The following is a 21,554-nucleotide window of genomic DNA, read 5'->3' on the forward strand; positions in this document are numbered from 1 at the left end:
ATAGCATATTGATACAATAAAAATCAGTAAATGAAAGCGCATAATTTGTGGACAAAACTGACTATGTTTCGATTCAAAAAAGAGGGATGAAAATGCTGAAGGAATATATACATGCATCAATCCAACAGCCAGTTCGATACAGGCTGGGCGGAAAATTTGTTACAGATATCCCCTGGACACATATGAAACGCTCAATGGGCGATTACGAGCTCATTATCGCTCTTCATGAAACGCTGTATATTGAATGTGAATCCACCCAATTTGAAGTACAGCCGGGTGATGCGCTTCTTTTGCCGCCCGATAAAATACATCAGGGCTTTCACGAATGCCCGCCTGGAACCTCTTTTTACTGGTTTCACTTCTTGTTTCCAGACGAAAGAGAAGCGCCCGTGATAAACGAGCAGGAGCTGGACCAGCACATTAAAACGCGTCAAACAAAACCAAGGCTCCAGCACGGAGATACAGACATCTTTCTTCCGTTTTTCTCTACGCCCAAACAAATTGAGCGGCTGACCATTTTGTTCACCCAGCTTCTTGATGTAGCAAACGGACATTACGGTCACAGCCGGGCGGCTGACTATCTGGCTACCTCCCTTCTGATTGAATTGTCTGAGCAGACGGTTAAAAATTTCCACCTTACTGCTGAACAAACGAGTACAGACAGAAAAATCGCTTCTATTTTGGAATGGATCCGCCTTCATTCGCTTGAAAAGCTGTCAACCGGCATGATAGCCGATCAGTTCAACTATAACCGTGACTATTTATGCCGCTTTTTTAAAAAAGAAACGGGCTGGACAGTGCAGTCGTACATTCATATGTTGAAGCTTTCCAAAGCGAAGGATTTACTTACTCTTTCGAATGAAAGCATTGGAAGCATCGCCCGGACAGTTGGCATTTCAGATGAACGGTATTTTATGAGGCTGTTTAAACAATATGAAAAGCTGACGCCCTCCGAATACCGCAAAGCTTACCATCGTATTCAGCTCAATAAAGAATAAAAGGTGGGCAGAACCAGCTTGAGCAGAATCTAAACCTTTCAGACCATGATTTTTCTTTGCCGCTCCACCAAAAACAAAACCGGCTTAAACGGTAAGGTTTAAGCCGGTTTTCATTACTATTAGAGGCGGTACACACGTGTTTCATATGGGTGTAGCACCAATTCACGAGCCGGACTGTCTTCCTGAACTCTATAATTGTGCAGCAGCAGCTGAGCGGCATCATAAGAGACACCTTCCTGCTCCGGAACCGGTACTGGCTGATCTGACAAGTTAGCAAGCACGATTACCCGGTCGCTTCCGAGAGTGCGTGTGTATGCAAATAAGCGTTCACTTTCCTCAATCACTTCTTTATAAGCACCGTACGTAAACACATCGTGCGCTTTTTTCATTCGAATCATTCGTTTGTAAAAATGTAAAATAGAGCGTTCATCCTGCTGCTGCGCTTCTACGTTAATGCGCGTATAGTTGTCATTCAGTTTGATCCACGGCGTTCCCGTCGTAAAGCCGGCATTGCTCTCGGCCGACCACTGCATCGGCGTGCGTGAGTTGTCACGGCTTGAATTCCAAATAATTTGCATCATCTCATCATGGTGAATGCCGGCTGCAGTGCCAAGCCGGTACATGTTTTTCGTACGAACGTCGTTATAATCTTCAATGCTTTCATATTTCACATTGGTCATACCAATTTCCTGCCCCTGGTAAATAAAAGGCGTTCCCTGCATTAAAAAGTACACCGCCGCAAAAGCCGTGGCGCTTTCATACCAGTATTCCCGGTCGTTGCCCCACGTGGAAACCACGCGCGCTTTATCATGATTTTCAATGAACAGTGCATTCCAGCCTTTGTTTTCAAGCGCTTTTTGCCACTTTGTCATCACTTTCTTGTACCCTGGAATATCCAGGCCCGTTTCTTTTTCAGCATTCCAAAGCTCAAGATGTTCAAATTGAAAAATCATATTAAATTTCCCTTTTTCTTCACCGACCCATTCATTGACGTCTTCCGCTGTCACACCGTTTGCTTCACCGACTGTCATAATGTCGTACTTAGCGAATGTTTCAGCTTTTAATTCTTCAAGAAACGGCTGAATGCCTTCTACATTCATATGGTAATCGTAAGAAGGCACATACTTCATTTCCTTCGGATTCGGCAAATCAGGCAGTCCTGCTTTTTTCTTAATATGGCTGATCGCGTCAACCCGGAAGCCGTCGATCCCTTTGTCGAGCCACCAGTTAACAGTTTCGTAAAGGGCCTGGCGCACTTCGGGATTTTCCCAGTTTAAGTCTGGCTGCTTTTTTGAAAACAGATGCAGGAAAAACTGGTCTGTAATCTGATCATATGCCCACGCCGAGTCGCCAAAAATACTTTCCCAGTTATTCGGTTCCCCTCCATTTTTGCCATCGCGCCAAATGTACCAGTCACGTTTTGGATTATCCTTAGAGGAACGGGATTCAATAAACCATGGATGTTCGTCACTCGTATGGTTGATCACGAGGTCAAGAATCAGCTTCATTTCCCGTTCATGTACAGCTTCCAGAAGCTCGTCAAAATCATCCATCGTCCCAAACTCATTCATAATTTCTTTGTAATCGCTAATATCATATCCATTATCATCATTCGGCGATTCAAACATCGGACAGATCCAGATTACATCAATGCCAAGATCTTTTAAGTAGTCCAGCTTGGAGATCACCCCTTTAATATCTCCAATTCCATCTCCGTTCGAATCCATGAAGCTGCGCGGATAAATTTGATATGCGACCGCTTCCTTCCACCATACTTTGTTCATATGACGCCCCCCGTATCCTCTCATATACTTCTTACGTGTATTTTAGCATGGAAAACAGAAAAACATGTGTGAATATCCCGCTTCCCTCTGACACTTCTTTTTTGTTTTTGCTGTTTGATACGCCCTAGTATAAACTAGACGAAAAATCAATGCAATCGTTTTCATAAAAATAAATTCAATATTCTTTGGTGAATACTTATCTTTCTGTTAAAACAAGCGAAATACACAAGAGAAATCCGTTCTTTAAAAATTATTCTTGCTAAATGAAAGCGCATTTATTAGAATAAGGTCCATGCAAACGTTTTCGTTACATTTCACTATTACACTTAATCAAGGAGAGAATGGGGTATGAAAAAGTTAACGTCTTTTGATTTTTGGCAAAAACTTGGAAAAGCGCTACTCGTCGTCGTTGCCGTGATGCCTGCAGCCGGGATTATGATATCCGTCGGCAAACTGATTGCCATGATGAGCGGCGATATCAGCTTTGTGCAAACAGCAGCACACGTGATGGAAGATATCGGCTGGGCCATTATCGGCAATTTACATATTTTGTTTGCGGTTGCCATCGGAGGCTCCTGGGCAAAGGAACGGGCAGGCGGCGCATTTGCAGCCCTTTTAGCTTTTGTTCTGATTAACCGGGTGACCGGCGCTTTATTTGGTTTAAACAATGAAATGATAAGTGATCCAAAAGCATCTGTCTCATCTTTTTTTGGCAGCGAGTTAATTGTAAGCGATTATTTTACTTCTGTGCTCGGTGCTCCAGCGCTTAATATGGGCGTGTTTATTGGTATCATTTCCGGTTTTGCCGGAGCCGTGATTTTTAATAAATATTATAACTTCAGCAAACTGCCGGCTTCTCTTGCTTTTTTTAACGGAAAACGGTTTGTGCCTTTTGTGGTCATTGCCTGGTCCGTTGTGATAGCCGTTTTGCTGGCGGCCGTCTGGCCGTTTATTCAAGGCGCCTTGAACGAATTTGGAAAATGGATTGCCACTTCAAAAGATACGGCACCGATTATTGCGCCTTTTGTATTCGGTACACTTGAACGTCTGCTTCTGCCTTTTGGCCTGCATCATATGCTGACGGTTCCGATTAACTACACGTCACTTGGCGGCACGTATACGATGCTGACCGGCTCTTCGGCCGGGCAGGTTGTAGCCGGGCAGGACCCGCTTTGGCTTGCCTGGGCGGCAGATTTAAATAATTTAAAAGCAGCGGGCGATATGATGGCGTATCAAGCACTGCTGAACGAGGTAACGCCTGCCCGCTTTAAAGTGGGCCAAATGATTATTTCTACTGCCTCACTTATTGGAATTGCGCTGGCCATGTATAAAAATGTGGACAAAGACAAACGTGCTAAATACAAGCCGATGTTTTTATCTGCCGGACTTGCTGTTTTTTTAACAGGTGTAACAGAACCAATTGAATTTATGTTTATGTTTGCTGCCCCTCTTTTATATGTGGTATATGCGATTTTAACCGGCTTGAGCTTTGCTGCAGCTGATCTGGTCAACCTTCGTCTTCATTCATTCGGACTGATAGAGTTTTTAACACGCATGCCTATGGCGGCAAAAGCAGGACTGACACGTGATATTTTCAACTTTGTTATTACATGCTCTGTGTTTTTCGCTTTAAACTTTACGATCGCGAATTTCCTGATCAAAAAGTTTAACTTTCCAACGCCAGGCCGGGCGGGCAATTACACAGATGATGAGGAAACAAACGCCAAAGCTGAAAGCGCTGCGCCGGCGGCAGAAGGCACAGCGGCCGCTGCCATCATCCGGCTGCTGGGCGGTACCGATAACATTGAAGATGTGGATGCTTGTATGACACGGCTTCGCGTGACCGTTAAAGATGTGGAAAAAGTATCGGGAGAAGCAGAGTGGAAAAAAAACGGGGCACTTGGTTTAATTTTAAAAGACAAAGGCGTGCAGGCCATTTACGGCCCTAAAGCTGATGTGATTAAATCCGATGTACAGGATTACTTAGGAGTGTAAAACATGAATTTACTCACACTGAACTGCCATTCCTGGCAGGAAGAGAACACCCTCCAAAAACTAACGGAACTCGCTCAAACGATTGCCGAAAAATCATACGATGTTGTGGCGCTTCAGGAGGTAAGCAAGTCGGATAAAGCCGGGCACGCGAATTACGCGGAGCTGCTTGTGCAAAAACTGCATAACCTCGGTGAAACGGATTACACATTCATTTGGGATATGTCGCACTTCGGCTATGAGATTTATGAAGAAGGCGTAGCCATCATTACGAAACATCCTGTAAAAAGCTATGATTCTTTTTTTATTACAGACCAGCACGACATGGATAACTGGAAAACACGTAAAATTGTTCAAGCTGTGATCGATATCAACGGTGAGCCTGCCTCTTTTTTCTCCTGTCACCTCGGCTGGTGGCAGGACGAGGAGGAACCCGCAAAAAAACAGCTTGACCGCCTCCTAGCCAGGGCTGCATCCAAAGAGCTTACCTTTTTGATGGGTGACTTTAACGGAGATGCCGCTGTGCGAAATGAAAATTACGATTATCTGTTAGCAGCCGGGTTTTGGGACACGTACACCCTTGCTTCCGAGAAAGATGAAGGATACACCGTTAAAGGGAAGATTGACGGCTGGGATGGAAACAAAAAAGATCTGCGAATTGATTATATCTTTGTGAATAGGCCCATCGAGGTCGCATCCTCCCGAGTGATTTTTAACGGTATCCATAAGCCGGTTGTATCCGATCACTTCGGCGTTGAGGTGGTCATCCGCTAAAAAGAAAGGCGTTCTCCTATGGGGAGAGCGCCTTTTTTATTATAACAGTCCTTTTTCGCGTACGGCTTGCAGCCAGGTCCGCGCCATCAGTGTATTTCCTGTTGAGTTCATGTGAACCCCGTCTGTCGTCAGCTTATGCTCACCTTCCGCACTTACATACTCGATGAAAGCCTGGTGCATCGGCACAAGCACAGCACCATATTCGCCGGCCAGCTTTTGAACAATCTCAACATACGGCTTTAGAAGCTCGTTGCCTTCGGAGCGCGGATCTTCTTCAATAATCGTCGGCTCCATTAACACAAGCCGAGTGCTCTCAGATTGATCAAGTAAATTACGGTATACCTGTTCAAATTTCCCGGGTAATATTTGGTTCATTTCTTTTGAATCAAGCTGCCGCCATACATCGTTGATTCCGATTGATATGGACAGGACTGTTGGCCGTTCGTTTAACACATCCTGCTCCCACCGCTCTGCCAGATCGGTTACCCGATTGCCGCCAACCCCTTTATTAATAATAGCAGGTGCGTTCATAGGCGACTCGCAAATAAGCTGATCACGAATCATCCTTACATATCCATCTCCCAGCTCTTCCGGCTCTGCCCGGCGTCCAGAATCGGTAATACTGTCTCCAATAAATACAATCCGGTCTTCCTTCGTCAGCATTTCTATTCCTCCTTTAACAAAACTGCTTTTTCCAGCTCACTTTTATTAAGATGCCCGCATGCTTTGAGCTGAATTCGCCCGTTCCACTTATACCGGTCTTTCCCCCATCAGCTCTTCCATATTCAGAAAAACAGCCCGTTCATGGGGTGACTGATTCGGCGCATGAATAGCCAGCCGCCTCTTGCCGGTAAAATCCCGAAAAATCATTCCATGGCCGCCGTCTTGATCAAGCAGCGGTTCTGCCTCATGAATCCACGGTCCCTCAACAGCTCCTGATAAGGACCGGGCAATACCGACTGCATAGCCTTTTCACTATAGCTCGACCAAATCATTTCAAGCTCTCCGTTTTCTGTTTCGTAAAGAAACGGACCATCTGTAATGTAATTGGCTTCCCTCACCGGCTTTGTCCATGGCGCCTGGGAAGCCGTGAATAATAAAACCGGTTCACCGTGTACAGCCTGAAAATCCTCGGATAACCGCAGGGCATACATCTCTCCGTCTTTTACTTGAAGCCATTCACGGCAAAAAACCATCAGGGAATGCCCTTTTTATCCATAAACAAAGTTCCGTCAAGGCATTCCCATTCTTTCGGTGTAATCGGCCCCTCCGTCAGCGGCTTAAAAGGGCCGAGCGCAGATTGAGCTTTTAAAATCTGTGTGCCCCGGCACCGTTTATCTGATTTGAATGTAGCCAGTATATAATAAGCGTTCTTCCATTCGTATACTTCCGGCGCCCAAAAGTGCTGATCCGCCCAAAAACGAAACGGCGGCTGAAAAGCCTGAAACGGACCTTCCCACTCCTGTAAATCCCCGCTTTGATACACTTGAAAACCGGAAGCAGGGCCTGTCCACACATTTTCATCCGTTGTTCCGTAAAGATAATAGGTTTTTGCTTGCTGATCCGCCACCACAAATGGATCCCGAATCCGAATATCACTTGTTCTCATGCTTATGTTTCCTCCCGCAGGCAAAATGAAAATAAAGCATTCCGGTCACAGGTAAGTACCCCGTCTTGCAGCTCAAGCTTTGCTGCCTGTAAAGAAGATCTTTTCGACTGGGGATGACGGCTGCGGTCTGGATGTGTAAAGTAAAAAATATAGGCCTCCCCACCGCTTACATGCACATCCGCATGCAGACCGATTGTTCCGTCATCCTCACGCGTACCGGGCTTATGCAAAATCTTTCCGTTGCAGCGCCAATCCTCACCGTTTTCTGACCCATAAACAGCCAGGCCCGACCATTCATCCACAATGAGTCAGTATGTATTCCGCCAAAAAAAGACGTTTGGCCCTTCATGGGGCTGATGGGCTAAAACAGTACCTACAGGCTTCCACTGGTATAAATCGTCACTGTCAGCGGCGTATGTGGCAGAATCGGCTGCTTCATCCTTATACCACATGCGCCATCTGCCATCGGGCATTGGATGAATGCATGCGTCAATCACGTAATCAGAGCTCAGCTTCAAAACAGATTGGAGTGTCCAAATCCATAGGTTTCGGCTCGTATAGTGAACAATATCCCTTCGGTGTCCAGTCCATTCAGACGGAACGCCCCGGATGTAGCTCACATACATATGGTACAAGCCGTCGTGCCATAGAATTTCCGGTGCCCAAAACGTGTTTTGACCCTGTTCAAATTCAAGTCCTTGAAGAACACCCCGGTACGTCCATGTTTCTCCTCCGTCCTGCGACGAAGCAACACCAAGGTTTGTGCCGTGCACCCAGGCAACGCCCGGCCCTTCGACTGAAGCCCTCCGGCTTGTGTAAACGATCCACCATTCCCTTTCTTCCCGGTTCCAAATAAGAACCGGATCTGCAGCGCCATCATAAATAGGGTCACGAAAAAGCGGCGCTTTCGGCATAGTCTTCCTCCTTTAAAAAGCCCGGCATCGCCGGGCCTGCGTTTTGATTGTATTATCCAGCCTCTAAAGCACGGCGCTGCGATAAATAAAGCTTTGAGTACGCGCCGCCTTTTTTCATTAGTTCATTATGCGTTCCCTGCTCCACAATTCGACCACCGTCAATAAAGAAAATACGATCAGCGTTTTGTATCGTGGACAGACGGTGCGCAATAATAAAAGAAGTTCGCCCTTCAAGCAGCTGCTCCAATCCTTTTTGAAGAGCCATTTCCGTTTCGGTATCAATGCTTGATGTTGCTTCGTCCAAAATTAAAATTTTCGGGTCCGCCAGAAGAGCCCTTGCAAACGAAATAAGCTGGCGCTGGCCGGATGAAAGACGTGTGCCGCGCTCATTCACCTCTGTTTCGTACCCTTCTTCCATTTCGCTAATAAAACGGTGTGCCTGAACCGCTTTTGATGCTTCAATCACTTCTTCATCTGTCGCATCAAGGCGGCCATACCGGATATTGTCCATGATCGTGCCGGAAAAAATAAACGGATCCTGCAGCATGACACCCATCTGGCTGCGCAGCGACGAAAGCGTGACCGTTTTAATGTTTGTTCCGTCCACTCGTACACTGCCGCTCTTCGTATCATAAAACCGGCTGATTAAATTGATGATCGTCGTTTTTCCAGAGCCGGTCGCCCCAACAAGCGCGATCGTGTCTCCCGGATTTACCGTAAAGTTCACGTTCTCAAGAATGTTTTTCTCTCCTTCGTAGCCGAACACGACATGATCGAATGTTACCTCACCGCGTACAGGCGGCAGTACACCAGCATTTGGCGCATTTTGAATGGCCGGTTCTTCATCGATCGTCTCAAAAATGCGCTCTAAATACGCCATCGCATTAATAATGGCATTATAGAAATTGCCGATATTCGCAAGCGGCTGCCAGAACATCCAAATGTAGCCGACAAACGCGACCAATTCCCCCGCTGTGACACTTCCGTTCAGCCAAAAAATACCGGTAACATAAACGAACGAAACGGTAATCACCGAAATATTTTCAATGACAGGCCATAAAAGAAATTGAATTTTTACTCCCTTCATCCAGGCGGAACGGTAGCTGTTGGATACTTCACGAAAAATTTGCTCGTTTTCTTCCTCACGCGCAAAGGCCTGTGTCACTTTAATTCCATTTAAGCTTTCATGAATATACGCATTCATATTAGACTGCTTGTTGCTGAGCTGCTGCCACGCTTTACGCTGAGCTGTTTTAATAAAAAAGATAAACCCGATCAAAAATGGGAAGCCTGCCATGGCAGCCAGTGTCATTTTCACGTCAATCGCCAGCATAAAGCCCACAATGACCAGAATGCTGAACAAATCTGTAATAACGTTAATAATACCGTTGGATAAAAGATCGCTGAGTGAGTTCACATAGTTTACGACACGCACTAAAATTTTGCCGTGAGGCCGGCTGTCGTAGTACGAAAACGACAGCGTCTGCAAATGAGCAAACAAGTCTTTCCGCAATTGTAAAATGACACTCTGCCCGATTTGAGACATCATTCGGATTCGATATTTTAAGCAAAAGCCTGTGACCGTGATAGCCGCTAAATAAAATCCGGCAAGCACTGCAAGTCCGCCCACGTCTCCGTTTGGGATTTTGTCGTCGATCGCCGTTTTAATTAAATATGGACCAGTCAACGTTGCCCCGCTCGCCAAAAGCATCAGGAGAACAGTAAGTATGAGTTTTCCTTTAAACGGCTTTAAATACTGAACCATCCGTTTTAACTGGTTTATATCAAAGGCAGACTCCAGCTCTTCATCTACATCAAATTTATTACGTGCCACTTACATCACTTCCTCGCCAAATTGGCGGCTGTCAAAGTCACCAAATTGATTTTTGAATACATTGAAGTAACGGCCTTTACGCTTCAACAAGTCTTCATGCCGGCCGCGCTCTACAATCCGCCCGTCCTCTAACACCAAAATCAGATCTGCTTCTTTAACGGAGGAAATGCGGTGGGCGATAATAAAGCACGTTTTTTTCTGCAAAATGGACCGGAGCGTTTTTTGAATGCGCATCTCCGTTTCTAAATCAACCGCGGACGTCGTATCGTCTAAAATTAAAATGGGCGCATCCAAAAGCAGTGCTCTCGCCAGAGAAATCCGCTGCCGCTGTCCGCCTGACAAACCGACGCCGCGCTCACCGATAATCGTGTCGTACCCCTCTGGAAGCTTGGATATAAACGCATGCGCTTCTGCTTTTTCTGCTGCCATCTTCACTTGCTCCATCGTCGCGTCCGGCATTCCATACGCAATGTTTCCTTCAATCGTGTCGGAGAATAAAAAGATATCCTGCATAACCATAGCGGTATGCCGGCGCAGAGACCGGATATCCCATTCCTTCACATTCATTCCTTCCACTTTCACTTCACCGCTGTCTGCATCATAAAAGCGGCAAAGCAAATTGACGATCGTCGATTTCCCAGCACCTGTCGGACCGACAATCGCGACAGTCTGGCCTGGCTTCACCCCAAATGTAATATTGGATAAAACCGGTTCATCTTCATAGCGGAACGTTACATCCTGAAACTGAACAGACAGTTCGCTGCCAGCCGGTTCCTTTTTCGATAATGTATTGGCAACACCCGGCTGCTCATTGAGCAAATCTTCAATCTTTTCAGCGGATGCGATAAACCGCTGAACGTCATTAATCAGCCAGCCCGCCATTCGCATCGGGTTGTTCAGCGCCCAAATAAGAGAATTGAACACGACAAGCTCCCCAATAGTCAGTGACCCTTGAATGACCATAAACCCACCGGCTAAAATCATAACAACAAGCAGCACCCCCGCCAGTGAATCAAGCACAGGAAGATACTTTTCCCATACACGTGCCGATTGAATATTCTTTTCTTTAAAAGCTTTGTTTTCGGCTGAAAACTTACCAATCTCATGGTCTTCCTTGGCAAAGGCTTTGACAACCCGGTTGCCGCTGATGTTTTCCTGTACAACGGAGTTTAAACGCGCGAACTGCGCCCGAATTTCTGAGAATGTCGGCCGGACCTCACTGCTCATTCGATAAGCAAAAAAGGCGATCACCGGTGTTACAGCGATCATTGCCAGTGTCAGCGGCGCATGAATGGTAAACATAAAAACAATGGCAAACAATAGTACACATACGTTTTCCACAATCATATACGTTGTCCAGGCAGTAAAATGGCGCACTGCTTCCATATCACCTGTCATCCGCGCCATAATGTCGCCCGTTTTTGTCCGGTCATAAAAACGAAAATCCAGCTCATTCAGTCTGGCGTACAGCTGCTCGCGAAGCGTAAAAATCACCCGCTGGGAAGTACGCTCAAACAGGAGCTGAAAGCTGTAGCGGATAACCGTTTTCACCAGCGTAACCGCTATCATAAAACCGAGCAGTACCCAAAGCAGCTCCATCTTTCCTCCGTACACTACGTCATCAACAATTCGTCCTGAAAAATACGGATTCAGCATGTTCAATCCTGCAACAAGAAGTACAAGTGAAAACCCCAAAAAAAGGCCGGATTTGTAGTCCCTCATATACGTCCAAATCCATCTTAAACTATGCACGTTCCATTCCCTTCTTTCCGCGTATTTTCATCATGGCCTGTTATGGTGACAATCGATCTTTGATGAAAATAAGGACCCCTTCCATACAGTGGAATTGAAATACGTTCATTTTATTCCTTCGAGCCTCACGTATCCATTCTTTTTACTTAAAAAGAAAAAATTCTCTGTTTATTGAACAAATCTTCAAAAAATCAGGAAGAAACAGATGAAGATCTGCTGTTTTTCGACACAAAAAATAAAGATAACGACCTCGTTTTCTTCATTCTTATCATTTATCTGATGAAATGAATACTCCTTTAACCAGCATATAGCCACTGTTCATTTATGAAAGAATAATAGAAGTCCTTCCGCTAAAGCAGAGCAGGGTTCATCCGGCCAGTTCTAATCATCTGCTTTTAGCGTCACACTGCTATTTTTTAAGTGATTTACTAACAGAAATGTGCTTTAGACATACACGTGTTTCCCTCCAAATAAGACCGTATCAGCAGAACCGGGCTGGGCTTTTTTAAATCTTGTGATATGCAGATGGTATCATACCTATCTTAGAAAATAGAAAAGCATGTTTACCAATACATTCGCAAAAATCTTTGTTTCTCTTTTTTAATTCAGCACGCAATAAACATGACAGAAGCACCGAAAAACCAAGCATCAGCAGCACTGCAAAAAAAAATAGCTCTTTCAAAAGAGCCATCTACCGATCGTTATTTTGATAAAAATTATTAACTTTGATTAATTCTTTGCATAAAGGGCTGTCTGCACCTGGGAACGACATACTGCGGTCCGAGTTCTTAGAAAACAACTCTTGTACTTTAGGCGTTTTCTTAAAGCGGCTCATTAAATGACATGGAATAAAAGAATCTTTTCATTTTGCAAGATGATTTTTAAAAGTAGACGGGGCTTACAGCTGAAGCAGGCGCTTGTAGAAGTTTGAACTCGTATGGACAAGCATCTTTAGAGTAAGAAATAGGAAACTTGATTTGATGCCAGTTTATATATAGAAAAACAAAAATAGCCTCAAGTGGCTATATAAAAACGTCTTCCCCATATCCGCTCTTTCTTTCTGCAAAAGAGCAGCAGATTACTTTTTCATCATTTCCCGTTCCATTCTTTTTTCCCGCAATGCTTTATACTTTTTTTCCGCCTGCTTCATGAGAGAATAATATTGAGATTCAAGATATTTTTCTGTTTCTTCAGTTGTAACAACAGGCACCCATGCTTCTTCTTTTTCTTCTATTGGAATGTTCAGAGGAAGACAAGTACTTGACTGACCTAGTGTGGAATCAATACATTTTTCCTTTTTTGCTTTGAACCTCTTTCCCTCCCGATTTCTTTGAATATGCGTCTGATTAAACGAAGAATCTTCTAGAGAACTATTGATAATGTTTTCTCTTTCTGTATCGGCAGACATATCTTTAGTCGTCTTTCCTCTAGTCCATATTTCCTCTTCTTCCTGATTAGCAGCAATTTGTTGTCTTGCAGGGTTTCTTGCTTCTTTTATTTGTTTTAAGTGTCTCTTTCTCTGCACTTCAACTTCTTTTCCTTTGAAAGATGCTTCGTTTTCATTTATTTCATTTTGTCTTGTCATCTCAGTGACCGGTTCTTCTTCCTGCTCTTTCGGTTCTTCCCAGCTGTTTGAGAAGGCTTCCTCTTCATTTATTTCTTTCTGTTCTTCCATCTGAGCGACAGGTTCTTCTTCCTGCTCTTTCTGTTCTTCCCACCCGTTCGAGAAAGCTTCCTCTTCATTTATTCCTTTCTGTTCTTCCATCTGAACGACAGGTTCTTCTTCCTGCTCTTTCTGTTCTTCCCAGCCGTTTGAGAAAGCTTCCTCTTCATTTATTTCATTTTGCTCTTCCATCTGAGCGAAGGGTTCTTCTTCCTGCTCTTTCTGTTCTTCCCACTCGTTCGAGAAAGCTTCCTCTTCATTTATTTCTTTCTGTTCTTCCGTCTGAGTGAAAGGTTCTTCTTCCTGCTCTTTCGGTTCTTCCCGGCCGTTTGAGAAAGCTTCCTTTTTATTTATTTCTTTCTGTTCTTTCGTCTGAGCGAAAGGTTCTTCTTTCTGCTCTTTCGGTTCTTCCCGGCCGTTTGAGAAAGCTTCCTTTTTATTTATTTCTTTCTGTTCTTCCGTCTGAGCGAAAGGTTCTTCTTTCTGCTCTTTCGGTTCTTTCCGGCCGTTTGAGAAAGCTTCCTTTTTATTTATTTCTTTCTGTTCTTCCGTCTGAGCGAAAGGTTCTTCTTTCTGCTCTTTCGGTTCTTTCCGGCCGTTTGAGAAAGCTTCCTTTTTATTTATTTCTTTCTGTTCTTCTATCTGAGTGGAAGGCTCCTCTTCCTGCTCTTCGGTTTCTTCAGTATCAGCAAGCTCATGAACACCTGGGAATATATTGATAATGCATGCATTTTGCACAATTATTTTTTCTTCCCCACTAATGAGAATAAGATGGTCATCAAAGACCCGGCTTAAAAAGCCTGTAACAAACTGATCGTTATAACAATTGATCGTTACCCAGCTATACTTACACTGTTCTAAAATTTCATGAAGCTGTTCTGCCTGTAAATAATTCTTAGTAACCGTATTTGTCTGCATATCTTTTGCATTTTTTGAAACAGACTTTATCTGCGCAAGGTGATGGTAAATGTATTTTTCTTCTGTAATCTGTAAAATTAAATAATCTTTTTTTACATCGACCATTATTCCTTTTATAAGTATCCCATCATTTGAGAAGACACCTACCGAATAACCAATAAATGGTCTAAGTGCATCAGAAAAAAAAGGGCTCGACATTTCTTTCCCCCTCACAGGTTAAAAACCCTTTTATCAAACAAAAGTCCCTTTGAACGAAGAGAATATGACATAATTGCTTAGCCCATTCTTCATTTCAAAGAGACTCCGATTTCTTTCCTCTTGATTATTAATACGAATAATTATTGCTTTCTGTTTATTGAGTTTCTTCCTCTTTTTCTTTCTTGTCTGATTCTTTCTTGTTCTTTTCATCCTCTTTTTCTTTTTTATCTTTATCCGGATCCTCAATTTTCAAATCGTAACTGATGTTTTTAATATGGAACGTCGATACACGAATAACTTCTTCATTATAAACAATCGTGACATAATCATCATTAATATCATCGAGTACGCCTTGATATTTTTCATGCCCGCCCCGATTAATTGTCACCCATTTATACTTTAAATTGTTCATAACGTCTGTGAATAGTTTTCCACCGATATACGTAAAATCTTCAGGAACAAGGAGGTCGAATCCGAGACCTTTCTTAGTGTTGTCGGTTAAGCTTTTAACATGATGGCCTTTGTAGTAAAGAACACCGTCTTCTTTTGTAAGGAGTACGAAATAATCTTCTTCTACTGCAAGTAATTGTCCAACCCGAGAATCATGACCACCTCTATTGACCTTAACGACTTTACCAACTAATGAACTTAGAATTTCCTTATTCATTCGTCTACTCCTCCTATTTTAGAAAGTTCCCTGTAATTATATGCAGAAACCAAGAGAAGGTACTGCTTCAATCGTCGGTAGGTCTTATTTTTTAAAATAGAGCCGATAAAATGTTTTATTCCTTAACATTCAATACTTTGTATATTTTCAGACATAAAAAACACTTAGTGTGTAGAAGTATGAATAAACAAAAAAACCGCTTAGGAGACAACAATTGTTGTCTCCTAAGCGGTTTTTTAACTACAATCTAATTCGTTAATTTAAAATAGACTTTTTTGGATTTGTGCTACATACACACTTTGTTCTGCACCAAATTTCATTGCCTGTGAGAATGAAGCACTGTTAAAAAACTCATTAATAATTGCCTCGTCTGAATGAGGAATATGCTTTCCTGCTACGATTTGACAGCCATTGATGCAGCCACTCGTAAGCAGGATAATGTCGTTCGGCCTGCTTTCCTCAAGTGACCGGATCACACCTTCCCGTCTTGTGGCAGCCGTCAAAATGAGTTCTTTTGGATTTGAAAACCCACTGACTACGCGTCCAATAATGTCGTTTGGATTATGGGGTCCCGGGTGATCTACCGTTACGACGATCACATCTGCTTTTCCTTCTGCCGCCTGTGCCATTTTTGGCATTTTCCCAAAGTCTCGAATACCAATGCCCGCGATCATCGCAATCAAGCGAGCATGTGGAATACGCCGTACTTCAGTTAAAATTTGATCAAGAGCTACGGGCGTATGAGCATAGTCTATAATGACTTTCCGGTTGTCCGGTCCGTGAATCACTTGAAAACGGCCCTCTACCTGTTTCATGTTTGGCAGAACAGAAACGATTTCTTCCATACTGATCCCAAGAGACAAAGCCGCTGCAACCGCTGCTGTAAGGTTTCCGGCATTATATTCTCCGTAGAGCGGTACAGATATCGCATATGGTTTCCCGCTATACAACAGTTGAAATGTCATGCCTTCCTCATGATGCCGGCAGTCTGTCCAAATTAGATCAGCTCCTGACAGCGGTTCGCGGCTGTACGTAATAAGACGGCCTTTAGCTGATTTAAGAATATCCTCTGACATGCCTGCATCATCTAGATTCACCACACCGACTGACGACTGCTCAAAAAGCTGCAGCTTAGACTGCTTATAATGCTCCATTGTTTTATGATATTCCAAATGCTCTTCTGAAAAGTTGGTATGAATGGCTACATCAAATAAAATGCCTTCCACCCGCTTTTGGTCGAGTGCAATAGAAGAAACCTCCATCGCTGCCGCTTCATGATTCGAATTGTGCAGTTCCTTAAAAATAAAATGAATGTCCGAGGACATTGGCGTAGTCGGTGTGCTTTTGTTGTATGGCATTTTTTCAGCTGCTTTCCAAATCCCGGTTGTCCCAAGCATGCCGCATGGAATATGAAGCAGGTTGAATAAACTTTGCACATACGTAGCCACTGTCGTTTTACCGTTTGTACCCGTGACTCCTACTTTGATGAGGCGTTCCTGTACATGTTCATAAAAATAATCCGACACATGAGCCATAGCCGCACGAGAATCCGCTACTGAAACGAATGTAACAGCTGGAAACCGCTCGTGAAACGAATGAAGAATCTCTTCATCGGTGCCAATTACAGCAGATGCACCGGCTTCAATCGCCTGCTCAATATAATCGTGGCCGTCCGCGTTCTCCCCTGCGATAGCAAAAAAAGCAAAACCGGGCTTTACTGCCTGTGAATTGTATGTAACTCCAGAAATGTCAGGACGGGACGGGCCAAAAAGATGGATGGCAGAAACAGCAGGTAATTGTTTAAATGGAATGTGCATGGATCGTTCCTCTCTTCATTCGTCTTTTTTAGACTTACTTCCCGGTTCAGACTTCCTCTACTCTTTTTGTGAACAGTTTGTGTGCTTTTTCTTTGTTTTTTGACACCTTTGTGATCCTAAAGCGGTTTTCATTCGTTTTGTTTTCAACAGTGGTATAGTGTTTATGAACCATTTATGAATTGAGGTGAATCAATTGAAAAAAATCTTTGTTTTCCTTTTTGGCTTATTATTTCTGTTTTCGCCTGCTGTATCCGCCCATACGGGATTGGAAAGTTCTTCTCCTGCGGACGGGGACACGGTAAAAGAGCCGATTAACAATCTTTCTTTGACATTTGAAACGCCAATTGAACAAGGAAGCAGCTTTACACTGAAAAATGAAACCGGAGAGGTTTCGCTTGAAAATGTTCAAGTACAGAACAATGTATTAAGCGGTTCTGCGGCAGAACCGCTGAAAAACGGTTCTTATACGGTTGATTGGCGGATCGTCGGTGAAGACGGGCACTTAATCGAAGGAACGTATAGATTTACAGTTGCAGCCGAGCCGGCGGAAGAGCCGGCAGAAGAAGCAGCGCCAGAGGAAGAAGCAACAACAGATCAAACAGAGGAACAACCCGCTGCTGATGTGCAGCAGGAAGAAAACGGATCTTCTTCCTCCATGCCGATTATTATCGGTGTGATCGTAGCTGCCGCATTGCTTGCCGTTATTCTGCTTATGAGAAAAGGGAAAAAATAATGGCTGTGCTTTATGCGTCGGAAACTCTTTTATACAGCTGTTTTTCTTTGTTAATGGGCGCTTTCCTTATACAGCTTGTTCCTGCGCATAAAAAGCCAGCGATCCTCGTTAGAGAGCGCTGGCTTTACGGAGCTGTAGCCGGTATCGCTCTTTTTGCTTTTGTGCCGGCAGCTGTATTGATTCTAGAACTTGCGGCAGGAAGCAGCGTAATGCCTGTGGCACAAACGGTCATTCTCGGCTTTACTATTGGGAAAGCCTGGGCATTCACTCTTGCTGTTGCGCTTTTTTTCGCACTGTACTTGTTTACGTTTCCTGTTTTAACAGATAAACGTTTTACAGCTGGCGGACTCGGTTTTATTCTTTTGCTGATTGGATCGGCCAGCTGGTCGAGCCATGCAGCTTCTTTAACCGATTGGACCGGTGTCCTTTCCCATGCCGTGCATTTTACAGCAGTATCCGTTTGGGCTGGCCTGCTGCTAATGGCTGGCTGGTTTGCACGTGATGAAGCAAACTGGCTTGCTTTTTTAAAATGGTTTTCGCCAGTAGCCGCTATTTGTTTGTTATTCACCGCTCTGTCTGGCTTTTGGATGATGACCATCATTTTAGACATTCATGACTATGCAAGCGACTGGTCACTTAATTATGGACAGGCACTTTTAATCAAGCACTTACTGGTTCTGCCGGTTTTGCTGTTTGCGTTTATAAATGGGTTTCTTTTCAAACGAAAGCTGCAAGAGCGCCGGGACGTTCACCCGAAGCCCTGGATAAAAGCAGAAAGCCTTGTTTTATTGTTGATCTTTGGTACAACAGCGTTTCTTGGCCAGCAGGAGCCGCCTCATGCAGTCAGCGAGGGCCGTTACTCACCGTTATTTGCTTTCTTTTACAACGGCTCCCTGCCGCCCGCTTTGCCGCTGTACCTTGGCTGGTCACCGTTAAATGTGCTGTTTATGTTTCTTGCCCTTGTTTTTTTAGCAATTGGCTTTTGGGGATATCGAAAAAAAGAAGCGGGCATTACATTTTTCATGAGTATGCTGCTTGTTTTTTCTCTTTATCTTGCCCTGATTACCGGTCTTTCATCTTAAAAACCGCCTTAGCAGAGGCGGTTTTTTTATTATCAGCTTCCTCTTTTTCTCTCCCTGCCTCTCTATTGTTAGATTTTCTCACAATGTTTTTTCATCATTCGAAGCTTTATACGAACCTCTTTTCAGTGAATTGAATACTGTTTAAAACACATAATAAATACGGTAATAAAGCGATAGTAACCGATTACAAGATTTTTGTTACAAACAAACAGCATTTCCCTTTTGTGTTTTTTCACAAATGATCTTCGTTTTTTTTAACATTCAAAACGATGTCATTTTTTTCTTTTTCTCCTACAATAAAGGCAACAAATACGAGAGGATGATCGTGATGTTAATTGGGATCCCAGCTGAAATTAAAAATAATGAAAACCGTGTGGCTATTACGCCGTCAGGAGTTGCTACACTTGTGGCCGCAGGACATGATGTCATGATCGAAAAAGGAGCCGGCTTAGGAAGCGGATTTACAGACGCAGAATATGAACAGTACGGCGCTCAAGTACTTGATTCAGCAAGAGATGTTTGGAACCGGGCAGATATGGTGATGAAAGTAAAAGAACCGCTTGCTTCTGAATATCAATATTTCCGTAAAGACCTTCTTCTTTTTACTTACCTTCACCTTGCAGCTGAACCAGCGCTTACAAAAGCGCTAGTCGACAGCGGTGTAACCGGTATTGCTTATGAAACCGTTACAGCAGGCGGTACGCTGCCTCTCCTTTCACCAATGAGCGAGGTTGCCGGGCGGATGGCTACGCAAATCGGGGCTCAATTTTTAGAAAAGAATAACGGCGGAAAAGGCGTTCTGCTCGGCGGTGTTCCAGGGGTGAAACGAAGCCGTGTAACCATTATCGGCGGCGGTATGGTTGGTACAAATGCAGCCCGCATTGCCGTTGGGCTCGGAGCAGACGTTACGATCATTGACTTAAGCGCAGACCGTCTTCGCCAGATTGAAGAAATCTTTGGCGCAAGTGTTCAAACTCTTATGTCAAATCCATTAAACATCGCTGAATCTGTAAAAGAATCCGATCTTGTTATTGGAGCCGTTTTAATTCCGGGTGCTAAAGCGCCGAAGCTAGTAACAGAAGAAATGGTAAAAGCAATGTCCCCAGGCTCGGTTGTCGTGGATGTAGCAATTGACCAAGGAGGTATTTTTGAGACAGTAGATCGTATTACAACTCATACAAATCCGACTTATGAAAAACATGAGGTTGTTCATTATGCTGTAGCAAATATGCCAGGAGCAGTTCCGCGTACTTCTACCATTGCATTAACCAACGTTACGGTACCTTACGCTCTCCAAATCGCAAATAAAGGCTTTGAGCAGGCTATTAAACAAAATCCAGCCCTTGAAAGTGGCGTAAATACGTATGGCGGCCATGTAACCTTTGAAGCCGTTGCGCGTGATTTAGGATATGAGTTCAAAAATGTGAAAAGCCTGCTTGATTCACTAACTGTTTAAATAAAAAAAGCTGCTTCCAGCACTGGAGGCAGCTTTTTCTTTTATAAGGACAAGTACTAATACTTCTTTACATATAAAAAAGCAGCTTCTGTTTTCTTTGAAAACAGAAGCTGCTTTAAACGATACCGGCGGCCGGGGTCGAACCGGCACTCCCGTGAAGGAACTGGATTTTGAGTCCAGCGCGTCTGCCAATTCCGCCACGCCGGCATATACATGGAGCGGAAGACGGGATTCGAACCCGCGACCCCCACCTTGGCAAGGTGATGTTCTACCACTGAACTACTTCCGCACTTGAACAGGATGTTCTAGGTTCTCCGTTGCACACAGGACGTGTGCGCTTTTAGAAGAAGTTCCTCTTTCATGTAAGACTTTGTAAGAAGTCTTTTATCAAATATACAGGCTGGCGAAAGTGAATACTTTCGTCAGCCTGTAAAAGATGCGGGTGAAGGGACTTGAACCCCCACGCCTTGCGGCGCCAGATCCTAAGTCTGGTGCGTCTGCCAATTCCGCCACACCCGCTAAGTATAAATGGCTGGGCTAGAAGGATTCGAACCTTCGCGTGACGGAGTCAAAGTCCGTTGCCTTACCGCTTGGCTATAGCCCATTTATATGGGGCGATCGAGGGGAATCGAACCCCCGAATGTCGGAGCCACAATCCGATGCGTTAACCACTTCGCCACGACCGCCATTATATCATATTTTTTAATTGGCAGGGGCAGTAGGAATCGAACCCACACTGGAGGTTTTGGAGACCTCAGTTCTACCTTTAAACTATGCCCCTATAAATGGTGGAGGGGGGCAGATTCGAACTGCCGAACCCGAAGGAGCGGATTTACAGTCCGCCGCGTTTAGCCACTTCGCTACCCCTCCATATGAAGAGAAAATTTCAAATGAAAAATGGGCCTGAATGGACTCGAACCATCGACCTCACGCTTATCAGGCGTGCGCTCTAACCAGCTGAGCTACAGGCCCATCATAACAATAATGGAGCGGGTGATGGGAATCGAACCCACGACATCAGCTTGGAAGGCTGAGGTTTTACCATTAAACTACACCCGCATATTGCTAAAATGGTGGCTCAGGACGGAATCGAACCGCCGACACAAGGATTTTCAGTCCTTTGCTCTACCAACTGAGCTACTGAGCCGTATAAAAATATGGCGGTCCGGACGGGACTCGAACCCGCGACCTCCTGCGTGACAGGCAGGCATTCTAACCAACTGAACTACCGGACCAAACGATTGCGGGGGCAGGATTTGAACCTGCGACCTTCGGGTTATGAGCCCGACGAGCTACCGGGCTGCTCCACCCCGCGACGATAAAATAATGGAGGAGGAAAGGGGATTCGAACCCCTGCGCGGTT

Annotated in this window: 17 protein-coding genes and 12 tRNA genes; 6 read left to right on the forward strand and 23 right to left on the reverse strand. The window is 44.3% G+C overall.

What is annotated here, in order from left to right:
• Nucleotides 1-92 precede the first annotated feature (92 nt).
• The gene (locus M3221_RS19985; protein ID WP_251273463.1) at nucleotides 93-998 is read left to right on the forward strand and encodes a helix-turn-helix transcriptional regulator; all 906 of its coding nucleotides are present in this window, start codon (nucleotides 93-95) and stop codon (nucleotides 996-998) included.
• A 119-nt stretch (nucleotides 999-1,117) separates the two neighbouring features.
• On the opposite strand, the gene M3221_RS19990 is transcribed toward M3221_RS19985, so the two are convergent.
• Complete coding sequence (locus M3221_RS19990) at nucleotides 1,118-2,782, reverse strand: alpha-glucosidase (RefSeq protein WP_251273464.1); 1,665 nt, start codon at nucleotides 2,780-2,782, stop codon at nucleotides 1,118-1,120.
• 348 nt (nucleotides 2,783-3,130) lie between these two features.
• Between M3221_RS19990 and M3221_RS19995 the strand changes: the two genes are divergently transcribed.
• Nucleotides 3,131-4,777, forward strand: a complete 1,647-nt coding sequence (locus tag M3221_RS19995; protein WP_251273465.1) for a PTS transporter subunit IIBC — start codon at nucleotides 3,131-3,133, stop codon at nucleotides 4,775-4,777.
• Nucleotides 4,778-4,780: 3 nt separating this feature from the next.
• On the forward strand, nucleotides 4,781-5,548 hold the full coding sequence (locus M3221_RS20000; RefSeq protein WP_251273466.1) for an endonuclease/exonuclease/phosphatase family protein: 768 nt from the start codon (nucleotides 4,781-4,783) through the stop codon (nucleotides 5,546-5,548).
• 39 nt (nucleotides 5,549-5,587) lie between these two features.
• Here M3221_RS20000 and M3221_RS20005 read toward each other — a convergent pair whose 3' ends face one another.
• The 10 genes from M3221_RS20005 to M3221_RS20045 form a co-directional block, all read right to left on the reverse strand.
• Nucleotides 5,588-6,211 (reverse strand): SGNH/GDSL hydrolase family protein, encoded by a 624-nt coding sequence (locus M3221_RS20005; protein WP_251273467.1) that lies wholly within the window; start codon nucleotides 6,209-6,211, stop codon nucleotides 5,588-5,590.
• A 203-nt stretch (nucleotides 6,212-6,414) separates the two neighbouring features.
• On the reverse strand, nucleotides 6,415-6,744 hold the full coding sequence (locus tag M3221_RS26620) for a glycoside hydrolase family protein (RefSeq protein ID WP_311316155.1): 330 nt from the start codon (nucleotides 6,742-6,744) through the stop codon (nucleotides 6,415-6,417).
• On the reverse strand, nucleotides 6,744-7,157 hold the full coding sequence (locus tag M3221_RS26625; protein WP_311316156.1) for a family 43 glycosylhydrolase: 414 nt from the start codon (nucleotides 7,155-7,157) through the stop codon (nucleotides 6,744-6,746). Before M3221_RS26625 ends, M3221_RS26620 begins: the two co-directional genes overlap by 1 nt.
• A gap of 2 nt (nucleotides 7,158-7,159) precedes the next feature.
• Nucleotides 7,160-7,459 carry a glycoside hydrolase family protein gene (locus M3221_RS20015; protein WP_251273468.1) on the reverse strand — a complete coding sequence of 100 codons (300 nt, stop codon included), beginning with the start codon at nucleotides 7,457-7,459 and terminating at the stop codon, nucleotides 7,160-7,162.
• Nucleotides 7,460-7,465: 6 nt separating this feature from the next.
• On the reverse strand, nucleotides 7,466-8,071 hold the full coding sequence (locus M3221_RS20020) for a glycoside hydrolase family protein (protein WP_251273469.1): 606 nt from the start codon (nucleotides 8,069-8,071) through the stop codon (nucleotides 7,466-7,468).
• 52 nt (nucleotides 8,072-8,123) lie between these two features.
• Nucleotides 8,124-9,905, reverse strand: a complete 1,782-nt coding sequence (locus M3221_RS20025) for an ABC transporter ATP-binding protein (protein ID WP_251273470.1) — start codon at nucleotides 9,903-9,905, stop codon at nucleotides 8,124-8,126.
• A complete protein-coding gene (locus tag M3221_RS20030) occupies nucleotides 9,906-11,657 on the reverse strand; it encodes an ABC transporter ATP-binding protein (protein WP_251273471.1) in 1,752 nt (583 codons plus the stop codon).
• Nucleotides 11,658-12,735: 1,078 nt separating this feature from the next.
• Nucleotides 12,736-14,436, reverse strand: a complete 1,701-nt coding sequence (locus M3221_RS20035; protein ID WP_251273472.1) for a hypothetical protein — start codon at nucleotides 14,434-14,436, stop codon at nucleotides 12,736-12,738.
• A gap of 154 nt (nucleotides 14,437-14,590) precedes the next feature.
• Entirely contained in the window at nucleotides 14,591-15,103 is a 513-nt protein-coding gene (locus M3221_RS20040) for a hypothetical protein (protein WP_251273473.1), read from the reverse strand.
• A gap of 260 nt (nucleotides 15,104-15,363) precedes the next feature.
• On the reverse strand, nucleotides 15,364-16,920 hold the full coding sequence (locus M3221_RS20045; protein ID WP_251273474.1) for a UDP-N-acetylmuramoyl-L-alanyl-D-glutamate--2,6-diaminopimelate ligase: 1,557 nt from the start codon (nucleotides 16,918-16,920) through the stop codon (nucleotides 15,364-15,366).
• 193 nt (nucleotides 16,921-17,113) lie between these two features.
• Here M3221_RS20045 and M3221_RS20050 point away from each other — a divergent pair, with 193 nt between their 5' ends.
• From M3221_RS20050 to ald, 3 genes are all read left to right on the forward strand, one after another.
• Entirely contained in the window at nucleotides 17,114-17,653 is a 540-nt protein-coding gene (locus M3221_RS20050) for a copper resistance CopC family protein (protein ID WP_251273475.1), read from the forward strand.
• Nucleotides 17,653-18,735, forward strand: a complete 1,083-nt coding sequence (locus M3221_RS20055; RefSeq protein WP_251273476.1) for a copper resistance D family protein — start codon at nucleotides 17,653-17,655, stop codon at nucleotides 18,733-18,735. Before M3221_RS20050 ends, M3221_RS20055 begins: the two co-directional genes overlap by 1 nt.
• Nucleotides 18,736-19,063: 328 nt before the next feature.
• Nucleotides 19,064-20,191: an alanine dehydrogenase gene (gene ald / locus M3221_RS20060; protein ID WP_251273477.1), complete on the forward strand. Its 1,128-nt coding sequence runs from the start codon at nucleotides 19,064-19,066 to the stop codon at nucleotides 20,189-20,191.
• A gap of 123 nt (nucleotides 20,192-20,314) precedes the next feature.
• Here ald and M3221_RS20065 read toward each other — a convergent pair.
• From M3221_RS20065 to M3221_RS20120, 12 genes are all read right to left on the reverse strand, one after another.
• Nucleotides 20,315-20,398: transfer RNA gene (locus M3221_RS20065), tRNA-Leu, on the reverse strand.
• A gap of 7 nt (nucleotides 20,399-20,405) precedes the next feature.
• Nucleotides 20,406-20,480 (reverse strand) — tRNA-Gly (locus tag M3221_RS20070).
• Between the two features lie 148 nt (nucleotides 20,481-20,628).
• Nucleotides 20,629-20,710 (reverse strand) — tRNA-Leu (locus M3221_RS20075).
• Between the two features lie 10 nt (nucleotides 20,711-20,720).
• Nucleotides 20,721-20,795 (reverse strand) — tRNA-Gln (locus M3221_RS20080).
• Nucleotides 20,796-20,801: 6 nt separating this feature from the next.
• Nucleotides 20,802-20,877 (reverse strand) — tRNA-His (locus M3221_RS20085).
• Between the two features lie 21 nt (nucleotides 20,878-20,898).
• Nucleotides 20,899-20,972 (reverse strand) — tRNA-Trp (locus tag M3221_RS20090).
• A gap of 5 nt (nucleotides 20,973-20,977) precedes the next feature.
• A tRNA-Tyr gene (locus tag M3221_RS20095) sits at nucleotides 20,978-21,061 on the reverse strand.
• A gap of 28 nt (nucleotides 21,062-21,089) precedes the next feature.
• Nucleotides 21,090-21,163, reverse strand: a tRNA-Ile gene (locus tag M3221_RS20100).
• Between the two features lie 13 nt (nucleotides 21,164-21,176).
• Nucleotides 21,177-21,250: transfer RNA gene (locus M3221_RS20105), tRNA-Gly, on the reverse strand.
• 12 nt (nucleotides 21,251-21,262) lie between these two features.
• A tRNA-Phe gene (locus M3221_RS20110) sits at nucleotides 21,263-21,338 on the reverse strand.
• An 11-nt stretch (nucleotides 21,339-21,349) separates the two neighbouring features.
• Nucleotides 21,350-21,426: transfer RNA gene (locus M3221_RS20115), tRNA-Asp, on the reverse strand.
• Between the two features lie 6 nt (nucleotides 21,427-21,432).
• Nucleotides 21,433-21,506: transfer RNA gene (locus M3221_RS20120), tRNA-Met, on the reverse strand.
• Nucleotides 21,507-21,554 lie beyond the last annotated feature (48 nt).

Origin of the sequence: Domibacillus indicus, from assembly GCF_023715895.1 — a bacterium.
GTDB lineage: Bacteria > Bacillota > Bacilli > Bacillales > Domibacillaceae > Domibacillus > Domibacillus indicus_A.